Raw genomic sequence first — 17059 nt, 5'->3', positions numbered from 1 at the left:
GTATGGCTGGAACCACCGCGCCCATCATCTTCATTCTGGAGCCCTTTGGCGGCTCCCTGCGCAGGCACAACGCCTCCCTGCCCTTTCTATTCTGGGACGACGCGGCGGTGACCCGGGGCGACGGCATCTTTGAAACCTTCCTGGTGCGCGATGGGCGCGCGTGCAACGAGGAGCGCCACGCGCAGCGCTTTGCCGCCTCGGCCCGCGCCCTGGGGCTTCCGGCCCCCGACCTGGACTATTGGCGCGGGGCCACCCGCGAGGCCCTGGCTGCCTGGGTGGCCGAGCGCGGCGAGGACGCGGAGGGCAAGTGCGTGTGGACGTACAGCCACGGCCGGGCCTCCACCGGCTATCCCTCGGCCTGGCTCACCATCGCGGAGGTGCCCGCCGAGCAGCGCAGGCAGCGCGAGGAGGGCGTGCGCGCGCTTACCCTCCCGCGCGGCCTCACCGTGGACGAGCAGGCCCGGGAATGGCTCTCCACGGGCGCGAAAACCCTCAACTACGCCGCCGCGATGTCCGCCCTGCGCCACGCCCGCACCCAGGGCTGCGAGGACGTGATCTACACCGAGGGCACCGGGAAGCAGGCCCGCGTGCTTGAGGGCGCCACCTCCACCGTGGTGGTGGCAAAAAAAGAACCGCAAGCTGCGCACCCCCACCCCCGGGGGCATGGTGCTGCGCGGCACCACCCAGGCCGCGCTTTTCGACGCCGCCCAGGCCGCCGGCTGGCGTTGCAAGGCCAAGGACCTCACGGTGGCCGATCTCCTGGCGGCGGAATCCGTGTGGCTGGTCAGTTCCGTGCGCCTGGCGGCCCGGGTCACCCGCCTCAATGGTGAAAAACTCCCGGCCCCCGCCAATGAGGCGGAGATCCGGGAGTTGATCGAGCGCGCGGTGACGGGAAACTAGCCCACCACGCGGGTGAGTTCCGCGGACATGCGCGGGTGGAGTTCCCCGTTCACCACGCGCTCGTCCACCCAACCCAGGTGGTTATTGGGCATGAGGCCGTAGAGCCGTTTGCCCGGTCCCAGGGTGGCGGGGCCGGTCTCCGTGACCATCGTGGAGGCGGACTCTAACTCCCAGGCGCGCTCATTGACCGGCTTGCCGTAGAGGATCTCCACCGCGCCCGTGGAGTGGGTGCAGATGAACTCGATGTTGTCCTTGAGGTCAATGCGCACAAAGCCGGACTCGCGCTGATCCAGGCCGCTGGGCTTGCCCTCCTCATCAATCTTCCAGATGCGGGACTCGTAGGTGAGGTAGTTCTCGCCGTCGTGGGCAAAGGTGATTTGCTGGCCAAAGGCGTACTGACCGCCCTCGGGGGTATCGGCCTGACCCTCGCCGCGCCACACGCCCACCAGGGGCAGGAGGGCCAGCAGGCCATCGTGCAGATTCGGCCCCAGGCGCAGGTTAGCGGTATCAGCCTCGATGGGCAGATCGTCCAGGGCGGGGATATTGCGCCCGGCGGTGTTCTTGGACTGCTCGGCGGCGAGGTTCACCGCGTCGCTGCCGCTGCGCGTGGCGGGCTGGGTGCCCTCGGCGTTGTTGGTGCTGTTGGCGCTCGTGCCGTTGGTGCCGGAGGCGGCGGCGTCGCCGGGGGTATCGGGAACGTGGTTGTGCTCAGTCATGCCCACCAGGGTACTGGGTGCCCGGTGCCGGACGGCTACACTGGGGCGGGTGCGTGCGCTGCTGATCTCTAACCCCAATGCCACCACCCAATCCCCGCTCATGCTGCGGCGCGTGGTGGCCGCCCTGAGCGAGGTCGAGGGGCTGCACCTGCGCAGTGTGTTTACCCATTACGCGGGCCACGCGGCGGAAATGTGCCGGGGCCTGACCCGCCAGGACTATGACGTGGTGATCGCCGTGGGTGGCGATGGCACCGTCAATGAGATCATCAACGGCCTGCTCGGCCCCGTGGAATCCGCCCCCGATCCCGGCGAGGTTCCCGCGCTCGCGGTGGTGCCCACCGGCTCCGCCAACGTGTTTGCCCGCGCCCTGGGCTATCAGCCCTTCTCCGATCTGCTGGCCGAGCAACTGGCCGAGGTGCTGCGTGAGGATCAGCGCCGCACCATCTGCCTGGGAACCTGGGACGAGGGGTGGTTTGCCGTCAATGCGGGCTTTGGCATTGACGCCACCGTGATCGAGCGCGTGGAACAGGTGCGCAGCCGGGGCTTTGCCGCCACGCCCCTGCGCTACCTGGTGGTATCCACGGAGGCCTGGTTGCGCACCCAGGCCAACCCGCCCAGCATTGAGGTGCGCGCCACCTCCAGTGAGGGCGAGGTGCTGCACCGGCACACCATGCCGCTGCTTTTCGCCTCCAACACCAATCCCTGGACGTTCCTTGGCCCCCTGCCGGTGGTCACCAATCCCCGCAACTCCTTTGACCAGGGGCTCGGCCTCTTTGGGCTCACCAATATCCGGGGCCTGGGCGGGGTGGCCAGCATGTTGCACCTCATCGGGGTGGGGCACCGCCGGTGGATCGAGCGCTGGATCAAGCGCCGCACCGTGCAATTCGATGACGCCACCTCCGTGACCCTGGTGTGCCCCGAGCCCGAGCACTTCCAGGTGGACGGGGAATATGAGGGCGATTACACCTCCGTCACCCTGGGGTGCGTGCCCGGTGCCCTGGAGGTCTTTGCCCCGCAGGGCGAGCCGCTGTCCGTGCGGCGCTCGGTGGGGCACGCGCTGCGCGATTTTGTGCGGGTGCGGTAAGTTTCTTGTTTTTCGGGATTCTCGTGGGTTCAGGGGGCGTGCGGTGATTTTTCCTCGCCAGTGTGTGACGGGAGTGATTCCCGTGGCTCCCACACCGGCAGACGGGATGCATTGCTGCGCGCCCATTAGCGCTTGGTGACGTGGGAGAATCACACCAGTCACACAGTGGCGAGGAAAAATCCCGCCCACGCGCTTTTGTACCCCAGTGGTTCACACCAGTCACACACCGGCGGGGTTTGTGCGCACGCCGAACGCAGCACCCCCAAAAAACTCAACCCCGCCGGGTTTACCTTCCACTCACCGGATTATCCCGCCCATAATCCGTATCGTCATACGCCGAATGTTCGGCCGCCTCCAGGGGCGAGAGATCGGAAAACGCCACGGTGATATTGCGCCGCTGCGCGGTGAAGTAGATGGACCCGCCGGATACATGTACCCCCTCGGCCTGCCCGGCCAGCGGCAGGGAACGGGTATCTAATTCCCAGGTGAAGGCCTGCGTGACCTCCTGGGCGCGCGCCGGGGGGACGTCGTGAAGCTCAATGGGCGTCATGCGGAAGGTGGGGCCGTTGAGGCGCAGGCTGGCGATCACCGTCACGGCCTCGTCGAAGCCGGGCGGGGTGCCGGTGAGTTGCACCTCCACGGCGGGGCCGCCGCCGGGGGAGATGTCGTAGGGATTGGCGATGTCCAGGTCGGTCATGCCGAGTTGCTCGCCCACGGCCACCCCGTCCAGCCCCAGTTGCCTGCTGAATACCTCGGCAGTGGCCCCGGTGAGGTTGCCGCTGAGCACCTGTTGCGGGTCCGCCTCGATGGCGGTGAGTTCCGTGCGGGCATTGACCAGCCCCAGGCCGGGGGTGTCCACGTCCAGGGCCTCCACGGAGAGCCGCGGGATTTCCCCGGTGAGCAGCGCCTGGGCGTAGGGCACCCCGCCCAGGTAGACGCGGGGGTGTACCTCTAGGTTGGAGTTGTCCGCCACGGCGGTGGAGATGGCGCGTTCCGCGCGAATGGCCACGGTGGAGTCCGCCGCCCACGCCAGCGCCGCCACCGCGCCCAGGCAGGTGGCGGTCAGGGCAAGGATCTTCTTCCGGGCAACCACCCTGGCCAGTCTAGTGAGTACCCTGGGCGGGCATGAATATCCGCCTCCTTGATCTTCCCGGTACCCCCCAGGCTGCGGCCGCCCGCGCGCTGCTCGATCGCGCCGCTCGCGCCGATGGCATCGCCCCGCTCTCGGAGCAGTTCGTGCTGGGCCTGGACGATCCCCGCCTGCATCACCGCCACGCCATCGCCACCTCCGGCCAGGACGTGGTGGGCCTCATCGCCCTGGGGGAGGAGGCGGAATTGGTGGTCGATCCCGCGCACCGCAGGCAGGGGCTTGCCACCCGGCTTCTCGACGCCCTCCCTCCCGCACCCGTGTGGGCGCACGGCGACCTCCCGGGGGCACAGGGGTTGGCGCGGGCTCGGGGTATGCGGCCCACTCGCCGTTTGCAGGTACTGGGGATCAAGGGGCAGGCCCTGGCCGAGGCGGCGCACGCGCCCGAGATCGCAGAGGGGTACGCGCTGAGCGATCTGGCCGAGTTGAGCACGCAGTGGGGCCGCCAGCGGGTGTTGGAGCGGTGGTTGCGGGCCAATAATGAGGCCTTTGACTGGCACCCGGAGCAGGGCGGTTGGGACATGGCGCGCCTGGAGCGCGCGATGGAGGCCACCTGGTTCGATCCGCGCGGTGTGGTTCTTCTCACCCACGGGGAGGAACTGGCGGGCTTCCACTGGACAAAATGGCACGAGGAGGAAGAGGGGTTGGGCGAGGTTTACGTGGTGGGCCTGGCGGCGGCCTATCGAGGTCGCCGTCTGGGCGATTCCCTGCTGCGTGCGGGCCTTTTCCATCTTGCGGAAAGGGGGGGCCGCCGGGTGATCCTGTACGTGGAGGCGGATAACGATGCCGCGCTTAAGGCCTACCACCGTTTGGGCTTTGAGGTGGAGGAGGAACATGTGGTGTACACCCAGGGTAGTTAGCCAAATGGTGGTGTGAAATTAACTTGTTGTTCACGTGTTATTAGTTTTTTAGACGCAATCGGGCTCTACCTTTTCTCTCGGAGAGCACAAAGGGAACTCTCGTACCCTTTGCTGCCGTACCTCTTGATCACAGAGCTGAAAGGGTTTCCCGTAACCATGAACTTCAAGCGTCTTGCCGCCGTCGTGAGCCTCACCGCCGCGTCCTCCGCCGCGCTCGTGGCCTGCTCGGAGGAGACCGGCTCCGCCGATGGCGGTTCCGTCGAGGGTCTATCCAACGCCACCGGCCAGCTCGTGGCGGAGGGTGCCTCCTCCCAGCAGAAGGCGATGGATTACTTTGGCGTGGAGTATGGCTCCCAGGTCAGCGGCGCGAGCCTGGCCTATAACGCCTCCGGTTCCGGCTCCGGTCGCCAGAACTTTGTGGGCGGTACCGTGGACTTCGCGGGGTCTGATTCCCCGCTGTCCGATGAGCAGGTGGGCAAGGCCGCCGATCGCTGCGGTGCCGAGGCCTGGCACCTGCCCCTGGTGATCGGCCCGGTGGCCGTGGCCTACCACCTGGAGGGCGTCGATGAGCTGAACCTCTCCGTGCCCACGGTGGCCAAGATCTTCAAGGGTGAGATCACCAACTGGAACGATGACGCCATCGCCGCCGATAACGAGGGCGTGGACCTGCCGGATCAGAAGATCCAGGTGGTCTACCGCTCCGATGAGTCCGGCACCACGGATAACTTCCAGAAGTTCCTCAACGCCTCCGTCCCGGATCAGTGGGAGACCACCGGCCAGACCTTCCCCTCCGGCGTGGGCTCCGGCGCGAACGGTTCCAGCGGCGTGGCCTCCGAGGTGGATTCCATCAACGGCGCGATCACCTACGTGGAGTCCGGCTTCGTCGATGAGAAGCAGAACGCCAAGGCCGCCAACATTGACTTCGGCTCCGGCCCCGTCACCCTCAACTCGGACTCCGTGGGCGTGGCCCTGGATAACCTCAGCTTCACCGGCGAGGGCAACAACATGGTGGTGGATTCCAAGGCCCTCTTTGCCATGCAGGAGCAGGGCGCGTACCCGCTGGTGCTCACCACCTATGAGATCGTCTGCTCGGATTACACCAACTCCGGTGCCACCGAGGGTGCCGCCGATCGCGTCAAGGACTTCCTCACGGTGGCCCTGAACTCCCAGAATGAGCAGCTGGAATCCCTGGGCTACATCCCGGTCACCGGCACCCACCTCGATCGCTTGACCAAGGCCGTCGAGGCCATCAAGTAAGCCCGCCCAATCCAAGGATCGTCGTTTCATGCCAACTCATCTTTCTGAGGCTCCCAGCGCCAAGCGCGCGGCGCAGGAAGCCGCTGACGCTCAGGCTGCGCAGGGTGCGTCCAAGGTCAAGCGCGCCGGGGATCGGGTCTTTGAAACCCTTTCCACCACGTCTGCCACGCTGATCACGGTGCTCATCGCGGCCATCGGCCTGTTTCTCATCTGGCGCGCGGTGCCCTCGCTCTCCCGCAACGAGGGCGGCCTGTGGGGCTTCCTCACCTATTCCGGGGAGTGGCAGACCCAGGCCACCTCCACCATGCAGTTCGGTATCCCCAACCTGCTGGCGGTCACGGTGCTGGTCTCGGTGGTGGCGCTGGTCATCGCCATGCCGGTGGCCCTGGGCATCGCCATCTTCCTGTCCAACTACGCCCCCAAGGGCGCGGTCAAGCCGCTGGGTTACCTGGTGGACATGCTGGCCGCGGTGCCCTCCATCGTGTACGGCCTGTGGGGCTGGCAGGTGCTCGGCCCCTGGTTGTCCGGCCTCTATACCTGGCTGGAGAGCTGGGCGGGCGGCTTCTTCCTGTTCTCCCTGTATGAGAACTCGCCCTCCTTTGTCACCGGCCGCAACCTCTTTACCGGCGGTATCGTGCTGGCCGTGATGATCCTGCCGATCATCGCCGCCACCACCCGCGAGGTCTTTGTGCAAACCCCCAAGGGGCAGATCGAGGCCGCCCTGGCGCTCGGAGCCACCCGCTGGGAGGTGGTGCGCATGACGGTGCTGCCCTTCGGCTTCTCCGGTTACGTCTCCGGCGCCATGCTGGGGCTGGGCCGCGCCCTGGGTGAGACGATGGCGCTGTACATGGTCATCTCGCCGTCCTCGGGCTTTAGGTTCTCGCTTTTCGACGGCGGCACCACCTTTGCCACCGCGATCGCCAACGCCGCCCCGGAGTTCAATAACAACATCTCCGCCGGTGCATACATCGCCGCCGGTCTGGTGCTCTTCCTCTTGACCTTCGTGGTGAACTCTATTGCTCGCGCCCTGGTGAGCAAGAAGTAGGAGGCAAGGATTATGACTAACGCGAATATCACGGAAATTAAGAGTTCCGCCTTCACCGATATTTCCGCCGCCCGCAAGAGCACCAATACCGTGGCCACGGTGCTGGTGTACGCCACGATGGGCCTGGCGATGATTCCCCTGGTGTGGGTGCTCTTTGTGCTCGTCTCCCGGGGCCTGGGCCCGGTGCTCAGCGCGGACTGGTGGACCTCCTCGCAGTTCAAGATCATGTACAGCCAGCCCGGTGGCGGTGCGCTGCACGCGATCATCGGCACGCTGGTGCAAACGGTAATTTGTTCCCTCATCTCCATTCCCATCGGTGTGTTCACCGCCGTGTACCTGGTGGAGTACGCCAACGGCAATCGCCTGGGCCGGATCACCACGTTCATGGTGGACATCCTCACCGGTGTGCCCTCCATCGTGGCGGCGCTGTTCGTGTACTCCATGTGGATCGTGCTCTTTGGCTTCGAGCGCTCCGGCATGGCGGTGTCCCTGGCACTGGTGCTGCTCATGGTGCCGGTGATCGTGCGCAATACGGAGGAGATGCTGCGCATCGTTCCCCAGGATCTGCGCGAGGCCTCCTATGCGCTGGGCGTACCCAAGTGGAAAACCATCGTGCGGATTGTGCTGCCCACCTCGCTTTCGGGCATCATCACCGGAATCATGCTGGCCATTGCGCGCGTGATGGGCGAGTCCGCCCCGGTGCTGATCCTGGTGGGCTCCACGCAGGTGATTAACTGGGATCCCTTTGCCGGGCCGCAGTCCTCCCTGCCGCTGATGATGGTGGATATGTACAAGGCCGGTACCGCGGACGCGGTGGTGGACAAACTCTGGGGCGCGGCGTTCACGCTGGTGCTCATCATCGCGGTGCTCAATATCGCGGCGCGGTTCATTTCCGCCAAGTTCTCGGTTAAACGCTAAATAAAGAGGAGTCTTGAGATGTCAAAGCTTGAGCTGAGGGACGTCAATATCTATTACGGCGATTTCCACGCCGTGCAAAACGTCAATCTTTCCGTGCCCGCCCAGTCCGTCACGGCTTTCATCGGCCCGTCCGGCTGCGGTAAGTCCACGGTGCTGCGCACCATCAACCGCATGCACGAGGTCACCCCGAACGCCTCCGTGAAGGGCAAGATCCTCCTGGACGGCGAGGACATTTACGGGGCCAAGGTGGACCCGGTGGCCGTGCGTAACACCATCGGCATGGTATTCCAAAAGGCCAATCCCTTCCCCACCATGTCCATCGAGGACAACGTGGTGGCCGGATTAAAGCTGGCGGGGGAGAAGAACAAGAAGAAGCTCAAGGAGGTGGCGGAGAAGTCCTTACGCGGCGCGAACCTCTGGGAGGAGGTCAAGGATCGCCTGGACAAGCCGGGTGGCGGACTCTCCGGTGGTCAGCAGCAGCGCCTGTGTATCGCGCGCGCCATCGCGGTGGAGCCGGAGGTGCTGCTCATGGACGAGCCCTGTTCCGCGCTCGACCCCATCTCCACTCTGGCGGTGGAGGACCTCATTCACGAGTTGAAGGAGAAGTTCACCATCGTGATCGTCACGCACAACATGCAGCAGGCGGCGCGCGTGTCCGATCAAACGGCCTTTTTCTCCCTGGAGGCCACCGGCAAGCCGGGTCGCCTGGTGGAGGCCGGGCCCACCCGCAAGATCTTTGAGAACCCGGAGCAGAAGGAAACCGAGGATTACATCGCGGGCCGCTTCGGCTAAGCAAACCCGCATAAGGTCAGGGCACCGCAGGCAGGGGCGATCACAGCGCTGTCGGCGGTGCCCTGGCTTATGTCGTTAAGATCAGGCAGAATGAGCTACCATGCGGCGTTTCTTAAAAGTTTCCCTGATTGTTTTCCTGGTTTTCTGCTTTCTCTGCGCGGCGCTGCTGGCCGCAATTGTGGTGAAACATAAGTATCATAATCGTCCCTTGGAATCTTTCCGTGAGGAATTGTATTCTCGGGGGCAGGCACGGGTGTCGGATCACTTTGATGCCGAGGAGTTTGTTTTTGCTTGTCCTTATACGGATGAGGAATCTATACGGCGTCGGTACGGCTGGGACGTTAGTTATACCACTACGCAGTATGATGGCGGGCCTACGAAGCTGATTATGCGGAAAGGTGATAATTTTAGTATCTACACCATAGAACGCAGTGATCTCAACCTTTGCGACGATGTGGAAGGAAAAATATATCCCGCCCGGGCAATCATCGGCAAGGACGGGGACACCGCCTACATCCGCGAGGACTGAGCAGCCAGGTATTCGCTGCGGGTCATGCCCGTGCTGAGGTAGATCACGCGGTCGGCCACGCTCACGCAGTGATCCGCGTAGCGCTCGTAGTAGCGGCCGATGAGCGTGGCGTCCACCGCCTGGGTCACGGTGCCGCTCCACTGGCCCTGGGTGAGTCCGGCCATGACGTCCTGGTGCAGGGCGTCCACGGAATCATCGTCCTTGCTCAGCGCCACGGCGGCGGGGGCCTCGGGGTCAAGGAGTAGGGCGCGGGTCTTGGCGGCCATATCGGCGGCCAGTCGGGCGAATTCCGCAAAGTCGCCCTCCCGATCCTGGGGTATCACGGCCTGGGGGTGCCTGCGCCGCGCGGTGCTGGCGATGTGCATGGCCAGGGCAGCCATGCGGCGAAAGTCCTCCACGATATAGATGGAGGAAACCACCTGCCGCAGATCGCGGGCCACGGGACCTTCGAGGGCCAGTAGTTCCACGGCGCGGGATTCGCACCGCGAGGCGATCTCGGTGACCTGCTCCTCCAGCGATAGCGCCTCCTCGGCGGGTTGCAGGGAGGAGTGCAGCAGGGCGTCGGAGGCCTTGGTCATCACCGCGTCTACGAGGTCGCACATCGCCACGAGGTCGTGGGAAAAGGTATCAAGGTGCTCTCTATAGGCGGTACGCATGGGCATAGTATAGGAGGAAAACCTAACCTCCGCTGTTGTCGATGTCCGCGCCCACGGGCACGGTTTCATCTTCGGGATCGTCCAGCCAGCCGTCGGGAAGCGCCACCTTGGAGGAAGAGCCTTGGCGGCCCCGCGCGCCGTCGGAATCCTTGGCCACTTCGGGGGAGTCTGCCCAGGGGGCTAGTTCCGCGCGCAGTTCGGCAAGGCTGCTCACCTTGGCCAGCCTGCCGCGCAGTTCCCCGCCCACGGGGAAGCCGCGCAGGTACCAGCCCATGTGCTTGCGCATGTCACGGCAGGCGCGTTCCTCGCCGTCGTGGGCGGCCAGGAGTTCCGCGTGGCGGGTGATGATCCGGGTGACCTCGCCCAGGGTGGGCTCGGCGGGCAGGGGAGCCCCGCGCAGGGCGGCGGAGAGTTCCGCAAAGAGCCAGGGGCGGCCCAGGCAACCCCGGCCCACCTCCACGCCGTCGCAGCCGGTGCGCTCCATCATGCGGCGGGCGTCCTCGGCGGCAAAAATATCGCCGTTGCCCAGCACCGCCACCCCGGAGCCGCGCATGTGTTCCACCAGGCGGGTGATCTCGTCCCAGTCGGCCTGCCCGGAGTAGCGCTGGGCGGCGGTGCGGGCGTGCAGCGTCACGGCGGCCGCACCCTCCTCGGCGGCGATCCGCCCGGCGTCGAGGTGGGTATGGTGGGCGTCGTCAATGCCGATGCGGAACTTCACGGTCACCGGAACGTTCGTGCCCTCGGTGGCGCGCACGGCGGCGGCCACGATGTTGCCGTAAAGGCGGCGCTTGTACGGCAGCGCGGAGCCGCCGCCACGCCGGGTGACCTTGGGCACGGGGCAGCCAAAGTTCATGTCGATGTGATCCGCGAGGTTTTCCTCCACGATCATCCTCGCGGCCTCGTAGGTGTGCTGCGGATCGGTGGTATAAAGCTGGAGGCTGCGCGGGTTTTCCTCGGGGGCAAAGGCCGTCATGTGCATGGTCTTGGGGTTGCGCTCGATCAGGGCGCGCGCCGTAATCATCTCGCACACGTACAGGGCGGCGGAGGTACCCGTGCGCTCCTGCTCGATCTCCCGGCACAGGGTGCGAAAGGCCATGTTGGTCACGCCCGCCATGGGCGCCAGCACCACCGGGGAGTCGAGGCGGAGGGGTCCGATCTGCAAAGTCACGAGGAACATTGTGGCCTGGGGAGCAGCGGTGCTCAAACTATTGCTTATCGACGTCCCGGTACCGTGGGCAGGAAGCGGCGCGGCGCGGATATATCGACTACTGTGGGCCTGGTAACTCTTTGCCGTCCCGGGGCGGGGATCACGTTCCTGGGGTGGCGACGATCAGCATGTCAAGGAGGATTGCACGGTGTCCGAGAGGATTGCGAACGCCCAGTTGCGCGGCAAGGTCATGAGCGCGCAGGAGGCAGCGGAGTTCATCAACCACGGCGATAAGGTGGGCATGTCCGGCTTCACCGGGGCGGGGTACCCCAAGGTGCTGCCCACCGCCATTGCCGAGCGGGCCAAGGAGGCCCACGCGCGCGGCGAGGAGTACGCCATCGACGTCTTTACGGGTGCCTCCACGGCTTCCGACGCCGACGGCGTGCTGGCCGAGGCCGACGCGATCAACTTCCGTACCCCCTATCAGTCCGACCCCACCATGCGCGGCAAGATCAACTCCGCGCAGATGAAGTACGCGGACATTCACCTCTCTCACCTGGGCATGTTCGTGGAGCAGGGTTTCTTTGGCACCATGAATGCCGCCATCGTGGAGGCCGTGCGGATCACGGAGGACGGCGCGATCGTGCCCTCCTCGGCCGTGGGTAACAACGTGGAGTTCCTGGACGCCGCGGAGAAGATCATCATCGAGGTGAACTCCTGGCAGTCCCGCGACCTGGAGGGCATGCACGATATTTACCGCATTCCCGCCCTGCCCAACCGCACCCCGATTCCGATCACCTCCGCCGGGGATCGCATTGGCACCACCACCATTGACATCGACGTGAACAAGGTGGTGGCCGTGGTGGAGACGGACGCCCCGGACCGCAACGCCCCCTTCAAGCCCGCCGATGAGATTTCCAAGCAGATCGCGGGCAACTTCCTGGACTTCCTGGAGGGTGAGGTGGCCGCAGGCCGCCTGGCCTATGACCAGTACGTGATGCAATCCGGCGTGGGCAACGTGCCCAACGCCGTGATGGCCGGGCTGCTGGACTCCAAGTTCGAGAACATCCAGGCCTACACCGAGGTCATTCAGGACGGCATGGTGGATCTCATCGACGCCGGGAAGATGACCGTGGCCTCCGCCACCTCCTTCTCCCTCTCCCCGGAGTACGCGGAGAAGATGAACAATGAGGCCGCCCGCTACCGCGAGTCCATCATCCTGCGTCCCCAGCAGATCTCCAACCACCCCGAGGTGATCCGCCGCGTGGGGCTCATCGCCACCAACGGCATGATCGAGGCGGACATGTACGGCAACATCAACTCCACCAACGTCTCCGGTTCCCGCGTGATGAACGGCATCGGTGGCTCCGGCGATTTCACCCGCAACGCCTTCGTCTCCTCCTTCATCTCCCCCTCGGTAGCCAAGGACGGCGCGATCTCCGCGATCGTGCCCTTTGCCTCCCACATCGACCACACCGAGCACGACGTCATGGTGGTCATCACCGAGTACGGCTACGCCGACCTGCGTGGCCTCGCCCCGCGCGACCGCGCGAAGAAGCTCATTTCCATCGCGCACCCGGACTACCGCCCGAAGCTGGAGGAGTACTACGAGCGTGCCCTCAAGGGCAAGCACCTGCACACCCCGCATGACCTCGGCACCGCGTTCTCCTTCCACCTCAACCTGGAGAAGAACGGCACCATGCGGCTGAGCTAGGTGCCCGCTTCGTGGGCGCGCCGCGAGCGGTGCCGCCCACGGCACCCTCATTCGGGAAACGCGCGCGGCGTGGGTTACACTAGAGCGCGTGCCGAGTGAGGCACTGGGCCTTTAGCTCAGTTGGTAGAGCTACGGACTTTTAATCCGCAGGTCCCGGGTTCGAGCCCCGGAGGGCCCACAAACAAGCAGGTAGCAGGCATAAAGCCCGCACCTGCTTTTCTCATTCCCGGTAGGAGAGCACCTTGACCTGCTTCTCGCCATACCGGACGAACTCCTTGGTCTCCACGCCCACGCTGATGGTCTGATCGGGATCCAATTCCAGGTAACTTATCCTGTGCGCCGAGCACGCATTGATTCTCGTGGGGCTGAAGTATTCCAGCACGGGTTCCTTATCCGCGTCCTCGAAGATCACGCCGATGGCCGTGTGCGTTTCCCAGGCCATGTGGTTGTTGTCGATGCTATAAATATCGCGTCGGTCAAAGCCCAGTTCCTCGGCGGCGTCCGCGTCGGCATATTCGCAGAACACGTGGGCCTCCTTCACCGGGGAGTCCATGATCTCGTTGAGGGTAAAGGAATCTCTTTCCTGCACCGCGTTGGCGATGGTGGTGGGTTTGTTGCTAGAAGAGTAGTCACTGGCGATGTGCAGCAGGAGGGAGAGGGCGGTCACAAGGGGGATGAGCGCCTTTGTGGTGAGCATGGTGCCTCCTGGGGTGACTTTCTTTTAGGTCCAAGGGTAGAGGCATGAGTGGCTTCTCGCAGCGGCGTGGGGCACCGCAGCGCGTACACCCAGGTCCGTACCGTGTCCCCGCCATCGAGGGTGACCTCCGCCTCCACGCGCCGATATTCCGGCCCCTCGAAGGCATCGAGTTCCGCCCAGGCGCGGTCGAGCTCGGCGGAGGTGAGCACCCACCCGGATACCGTTTGCGCCGCGCTTTCGGGGGTGTTCCCGGGGGAATCGAGAATCAGGCCGGGGTATCCCATCGCGGCTCCCCAGCCCTCCTCGCGGAGCCTCCCGCGCACGTGCCCGCGAGCCCAGGTACCGCCGTAGGGGCTAAGGAGGTGTTCGTTGGGGCGACCGGGCCCCAGGGTTCCGTAGACAAAAAGGCGCTGCTCAGGCATGGGGAAATGGTAGCAGCGCGCCTACACTGGGGTGGCGGAACGTCAGGAAAGGAAGCCGCCGGTGTCCGGGGTATCGCAGGGCATGAATCAGCACGAGATGGGGGTGCGCGCGGACGCGGTGCTGCGCCTGGGCATGTTGCTCATGGGTGCGGGCGCGAGCGGCTACCGCGTGATCCGGGGCATGAAGCGCGCCGCGCGCGCCGTGGGCTTTGCGGGCCTGGACGCGGTGGTGACCATCACCACCATCACCTGCACCTTTCATGAGGAATCGGAGTTTCGCACGGTGGTGGCGCACCAGCCGCACGTGGAGGTGGACGCCTCCCGGATCGAGGCCCTGGAAAGCCTGGCGCACCGCGTGCGCCCGCCCATGAGCGCACGGGAGTTGAACGCGGAGTTAGACGCGATCGAGGCCGGGGTGCGCAAGCGATGGGGGCCGTGGCTGCTGGCCCTGGCGGCGGCCTGCGCCTGTGCGGGGTGCGCGGCGCTCAACGGCTTTGGCCCGGTGGAGGTGGCCGTGGTGGCGCTGGCGGCTGCGGCGGGGCAGGCGGTGCGTGGTTGGCTGGGGCATCGGGGCGTGCAGATGATCGCGGGGGTGGCCGCCGGGGGAGCGGTGGCCTGCGCGGTCTATGCGGCCGTGGCTCCGTTAGCGGGCGCGGCGGAGGCCGGGTTCGTGGCCTCGGTGCTATTCCTGGTACCGGGTTTTCCGCTCTTTTCCGCCCTGATTGATCTGGCGCGCTGCGATATTGCCGCCGGGGTAGCGCGCCTGACCTATGCGATGACCATCATGGCCTCGGCGGCCTTCGCGGTGACGGCGATGAGTTGGGCGGTGGGGCTGAGCCCCCAGGGCTGGGCGGCACCACACCCCGGTTACCCGGTGGTGATTCCGGCGAGCGCGGTGGGGATCGCGGGCTTTGCCCTGCTTTTTAATTCCTCGCGCAGGATGGCGCTGGTGGCGGCGTCGATAGGCACGGTGGGCAACGCGCTGCGCTGGGTGCTTATCGACGCCTCCCTCACCCCCTTCATCGCCACCTGTCTGGGTGCGCTGGCGGTGGGGCTGCTGGGGTTTGCGGTGGTGCGGCTGGCGAGGATTCCTCGGGTAACCACCACGGTTCCGGCGGTGGTGGTGATGATTCCGGGGCCCGCGATGTATCGCGCCCTGCACGGCATGGCGGTGGGGGATATGGACGCGGTGGTTTCCCATACCGCCACGGCGGCGATGACGGTGCTCTCCATCGGTGCGGGGCTAGTGCTGGCGCGGTTGCTCACGGATCGGGATTGGGCGTTGGGTCGCCCGATTGATTTCTCCCGGTATCGCTAGGACTTCACCATGCGCTGAATGGCCTTCATGGCCTCGTCGATCTTCTCGCCGCCGCCTGCACCCTCCTCGATGGCTGAGGCCACGCAGTGATGGAGGTGATCGGACATGAGGGCCACGGAGAGGTTGTGCAGGGCGGCGGTGGCGGCGCTGATCTGAGTGACCACGTCGATGCAGTAGGTGTCCTCCTCGATCATGCGCTGGAGCCCGCGCACTTGGCCCTCGATGCGTTTGAGGCGGGTGAGGTAGGCGGCCTTGTCCTCGCTATAGCCGTGCTGGGTGCTCATGAGGGGCCATTCTAACTGCGAATTTGGTGGTGCCGGGCCGCTCGCGTATATTTCAGGAAGCCGTGAAAACGGCACGCCCCCATCGTCTAGCGGCCTAGGACACCGCCCTTTCACGGCGGCGGCACGGGTTCGAATCCCGTTGGGGGTACGAGGTTCCGCCTCGTACATATTGCATATGGCCCTGTGGCGCAGTTGGTTAGCGCGCCGCCCTGTCACGGCGGAGGTCGCGGGTTCAAGTCCCGTCAGGGTCGCCAGGAGAAATCCCCGGAAGGAAACTTCCGGGGATTTTTTCTATCCGGCTTTAAATCCCCTAAAAACCGCCGTGACCTGCTGATTTGATCGTTCTTCGATGGTCTGTGTAGAGTATCTTCTCGTGCAACGGGCACTCCCGGAGCGCAAAGGTTAAGGCCCTGTGGCGCAGTTGGTTAGCGCGCCGCCCTGTCACGGCGGAGGTCGCGGGTTCAAGTCCCGTCAGGGTCGCCAAGAGGTCACTGCTGTGGTTTCTTTGGCCAGATAGCTCAGTCGGTAGAGCACACGCCTGAAAAGTGTGGGGTCGCCAGTTCGATCCTGGCTCTGGCCACAAAAATAGCGGTTCCGTTGGATAAAACGGAGCCGCTTCTTTTGTTTTTGGACTACACTCGGGGAAATGAGTAACGCAATCACCCATGAAGCCCAGAATCACCGCTACGTCCTCTCCGTGGAGGGGGAGGAAGCCGGTTTCGCCGAGTACGTCCCGCAGGGGGAGGGCGTGCTGAACTTCAATCACACCGTGGTACACGAGGCCTTCCAGGGCAAGGGCCTGTCCAAGGTACTGGTACGCGGTGCCCTCGATGATGTCCGCGCGGAGGGCAAGAAGATCGTGGCCACCTGCTCGGCGGTGCAGCACTTCATCAGCCGCAACCCCGAGTACGCCGAGCTGGAGGCCTAAAGAGCCTTAAATCACGTAGAAGTCCGGGTCCACGAGTTTGGTGCGCTCGTGGTTACCCCGGGGGCGGTAGGTGGCGGGGATTCCCACTGCGATGTGGTGGGCGGGGACGTCCTTGGTCACCACGGCGTTGGCCCCCACGGCGCTGCCCTCGCCGATGGTGATGGGCCCCAGCACCTTGGCCCCGGCGCCGATGGTCACGTTGTCCTCGATGGTGGGGTGCCGCTTGGTCTGGGTGAGCACCTGCCCACCCAGGGTCACGCCGTGGTAGAGCATCACGCCGTCGCCGATCTCGGCGGTCTCTCCGATCACGATGCCCATGCCGTGATCGATAAAGAACCTGCGCCCGATGGTGGCCCCGGGGTGGATCTCCACGCCGGTGAGGAAGCGGGCTAACTGCGCGAGGATCCGCGCGGGTCCCTTTCTGCCCCGCAGCCATAGGCGATGGGCCACGCGGTGCGCCCAGATGGCGTGCAGCCCGGAGTACACCACCGCGTTTTCCAGGTCGCCGCGCGCGGCGGGGTCGTGTTCTCGTGCATTGGCCAGGTCCTCGCGCAGCATTGCCAGCAGCCCACTCATGCCTTGTACGTCCTTTCTGGAGGGGGATAGGAATACACCCCGTTGCCCAGCACAACGATACGGGCAGCG

General features: G+C 65.2%; 18 protein-coding genes, 5 tRNA genes and 1 pseudogene. 16 read left to right on the top strand and 8 right to left on the bottom strand.

The features are described 5' to 3' along the window. The first annotated feature begins 2 nt into the window (after positions 1–2). Positions 3–900, top strand: a pseudogene (locus tag OLW90_RS09370) (aminodeoxychorismate lyase). Here OLW90_RS09370 and OLW90_RS09365 read toward each other — a convergent pair. Further along, a complete protein-coding gene (locus tag OLW90_RS09365; RefSeq protein WP_319649826.1) occupies positions 897–1616 on the bottom strand; it encodes an FABP family protein in 720 nt (239 codons plus the stop codon). The pseudogene OLW90_RS09370 and the gene OLW90_RS09365 overlap by 4 nt on opposite strands. Here OLW90_RS09365 and OLW90_RS09360 point away from each other — a divergent pair. Then, positions 1615–2700, top strand: a complete 1086-nt coding sequence (locus tag OLW90_RS09360; RefSeq protein ID WP_319649825.1) for a diacylglycerol kinase family lipid kinase — start codon at positions 1615–1617, stop codon at positions 2698–2700. The genes OLW90_RS09365 and OLW90_RS09360 overlap by 2 nt on opposite strands. Before the next feature lie 286 nt (positions 2701–2986). Here the strand turns inward: OLW90_RS09360 and OLW90_RS09355 are convergent, their stop codons facing one another. Beyond that, positions 2987–3793: a DUF2993 domain-containing protein gene (locus tag OLW90_RS09355; protein WP_319649824.1), complete on the bottom strand. Its 807-nt coding sequence runs from the start codon at positions 3791–3793 to the stop codon at positions 2987–2989. Between the two features lie 32 nt (positions 3794–3825). Between OLW90_RS09355 and mshD the strand changes: the two genes are divergently transcribed. From mshD to OLW90_RS09325, 6 genes are all read left to right on the top strand, one after another. Beyond that, a complete protein-coding gene (gene mshD, locus OLW90_RS09350; RefSeq protein ID WP_319649823.1) occupies positions 3826–4707 on the top strand; it encodes a mycothiol synthase in 882 nt (293 codons plus the stop codon). A 156-nt stretch (positions 4708–4863) separates the two neighbouring features. Then, the gene (gene pstS, locus OLW90_RS09345; protein WP_319649822.1) at positions 4864–5964 is read left to right on the top strand and encodes a phosphate ABC transporter substrate-binding protein PstS; all 1101 of its coding nucleotides are present in this window, start codon (positions 4864–4866) and stop codon (positions 5962–5964) included. A 28-nt stretch (positions 5965–5992) separates the two neighbouring features. Continuing rightward, a complete protein-coding gene (pstC, locus tag OLW90_RS09340) occupies positions 5993–7009 on the top strand; it encodes a phosphate ABC transporter permease subunit PstC (protein WP_319649821.1) in 1017 nt (338 codons plus the stop codon). A gap of 12 nt (positions 7010–7021) precedes the next feature. Continuing rightward, complete coding sequence (pstA, locus tag OLW90_RS09335) at positions 7022–7927, top strand: phosphate ABC transporter permease PstA (protein WP_319649820.1); 906 nt, start codon at positions 7022–7024, stop codon at positions 7925–7927. 18 nt (positions 7928–7945) lie between these two features. Beyond that, entirely contained in the window at positions 7946–8719 is a 774-nt protein-coding gene (gene pstB, locus OLW90_RS09330) for a phosphate ABC transporter ATP-binding protein PstB (protein ID WP_319649818.1), read from the top strand. A 100-nt stretch (positions 8720–8819) separates the two neighbouring features. Next, positions 8820–9248, top strand: coding sequence for a hypothetical protein (locus tag OLW90_RS09325; protein WP_319649817.1), 429 nt, complete (start codon positions 8820–8822; stop codon positions 9246–9248). Here the strand turns inward: OLW90_RS09325 and phoU are convergent. After that, positions 9230–9904, bottom strand: a complete 675-nt coding sequence (gene phoU / locus OLW90_RS09320) for a phosphate signaling complex protein PhoU (protein WP_319649816.1) — start codon at positions 9902–9904, stop codon at positions 9230–9232. The two genes, OLW90_RS09325 and phoU, sit on opposite strands and share 19 nt — an antisense overlap. A 22-nt stretch (positions 9905–9926) precedes the next feature. Beyond that, positions 9927–11072, bottom strand: coding sequence for a tRNA dihydrouridine synthase DusB (gene dusB / locus OLW90_RS09315; protein WP_319649815.1), 1146 nt, complete (start codon positions 11070–11072; stop codon positions 9927–9929). A 187-nt stretch (positions 11073–11259) separates the two neighbouring features. Between dusB and OLW90_RS09310 the strand changes: the two genes are divergently transcribed. Beyond that, positions 11260–12765, top strand: a complete 1506-nt coding sequence (locus tag OLW90_RS09310) for an acetyl-CoA hydrolase/transferase family protein (RefSeq protein ID WP_319649814.1) — start codon at positions 11260–11262, stop codon at positions 12763–12765. 105 nt (positions 12766–12870) lie between these two features. Beyond that, a tRNA-Lys gene (locus OLW90_RS09305) sits at positions 12871–12943 on the top strand. Positions 12944–12985: 42 nt separating this feature from the next. Here OLW90_RS09305 and OLW90_RS09300 read toward each other — a convergent pair. Further along, positions 12986–13462 carry a hypothetical protein gene (locus tag OLW90_RS09300; protein WP_319649813.1) on the bottom strand — a complete coding sequence of 159 codons (477 nt, stop codon included), beginning with the start codon at positions 13460–13462 and terminating at the stop codon, positions 12986–12988. Then, positions 13429–13884, bottom strand: coding sequence for a gamma-glutamylcyclotransferase (locus OLW90_RS09295; RefSeq protein WP_319649811.1), 456 nt, complete (start codon positions 13882–13884; stop codon positions 13429–13431). Before OLW90_RS09295 ends, OLW90_RS09300 begins: the two co-directional genes overlap by 34 nt. A gap of 82 nt (positions 13885–13966) precedes the next feature. Here OLW90_RS09295 and OLW90_RS09290 point away from each other — a divergent pair, with 82 nt between their 5' ends. Next, the gene (locus OLW90_RS09290; protein ID WP_319651872.1) at positions 13967–15202 is read left to right on the top strand and encodes a threonine/serine ThrE exporter family protein; all 1236 of its coding nucleotides are present in this window, start codon (positions 13967–13969) and stop codon (positions 15200–15202) included. On the opposite strand, the gene OLW90_RS09285 is transcribed toward OLW90_RS09290, so the two are convergent. Continuing rightward, the gene (locus OLW90_RS09285) at positions 15199–15486 is read right to left on the bottom strand and encodes a metal-sensitive transcriptional regulator (RefSeq protein WP_319649810.1); all 288 of its coding nucleotides are present in this window, start codon (positions 15484–15486) and stop codon (positions 15199–15201) included. The genes OLW90_RS09290 and OLW90_RS09285 overlap by 4 nt on opposite strands. A gap of 75 nt (positions 15487–15561) precedes the next feature. Between OLW90_RS09285 and OLW90_RS09280 the strand changes: the two genes are divergently transcribed. The 5 genes from OLW90_RS09280 (at position 15562) to OLW90_RS09260 (ending at position 16414) form a co-directional block, all read left to right on the top strand. Continuing rightward, positions 15562–15634, top strand: a tRNA-Glu gene (locus tag OLW90_RS09280). Between the two features lie 29 nt (positions 15635–15663). Continuing rightward, a tRNA-Asp gene (locus tag OLW90_RS09275) sits at positions 15664–15740 on the top strand. Positions 15741–15892: 152 nt separating this feature from the next. Continuing rightward, positions 15893–15969, top strand: a tRNA-Asp gene (locus OLW90_RS09270). A gap of 24 nt (positions 15970–15993) precedes the next feature. Next, positions 15994–16066: transfer RNA gene (locus OLW90_RS09265), tRNA-Phe, on the top strand. Between the two features lie 66 nt (positions 16067–16132). Continuing rightward, entirely contained in the window at positions 16133–16414 is a 282-nt protein-coding gene (locus OLW90_RS09260; RefSeq protein ID WP_413464468.1) for a GNAT family N-acetyltransferase, read from the top strand. Positions 16415–16420: 6 nt separating this feature from the next. Here OLW90_RS09260 and epsC read toward each other — a convergent pair whose 3' ends face one another. Beyond that, the gene (epsC, locus tag OLW90_RS09255) at positions 16421–16990 is read right to left on the bottom strand and encodes a serine O-acetyltransferase EpsC (RefSeq protein WP_319649809.1); all 570 of its coding nucleotides are present in this window, start codon (positions 16988–16990) and stop codon (positions 16421–16423) included. Between the last annotated feature and the right edge of the window lie 69 nt (positions 16991–17059).

Source organism: Corynebacterium sp. 21KM1197 (assembly GCF_033783015.1).
Lineage (GTDB): Bacteria > Actinomycetota > Actinomycetes > Mycobacteriales > Mycobacteriaceae > Corynebacterium.
The sequence above is the reverse complement of the archived record's forward strand: the minus strand, read 5'-3'. Positions and strand labels throughout refer to the sequence as shown.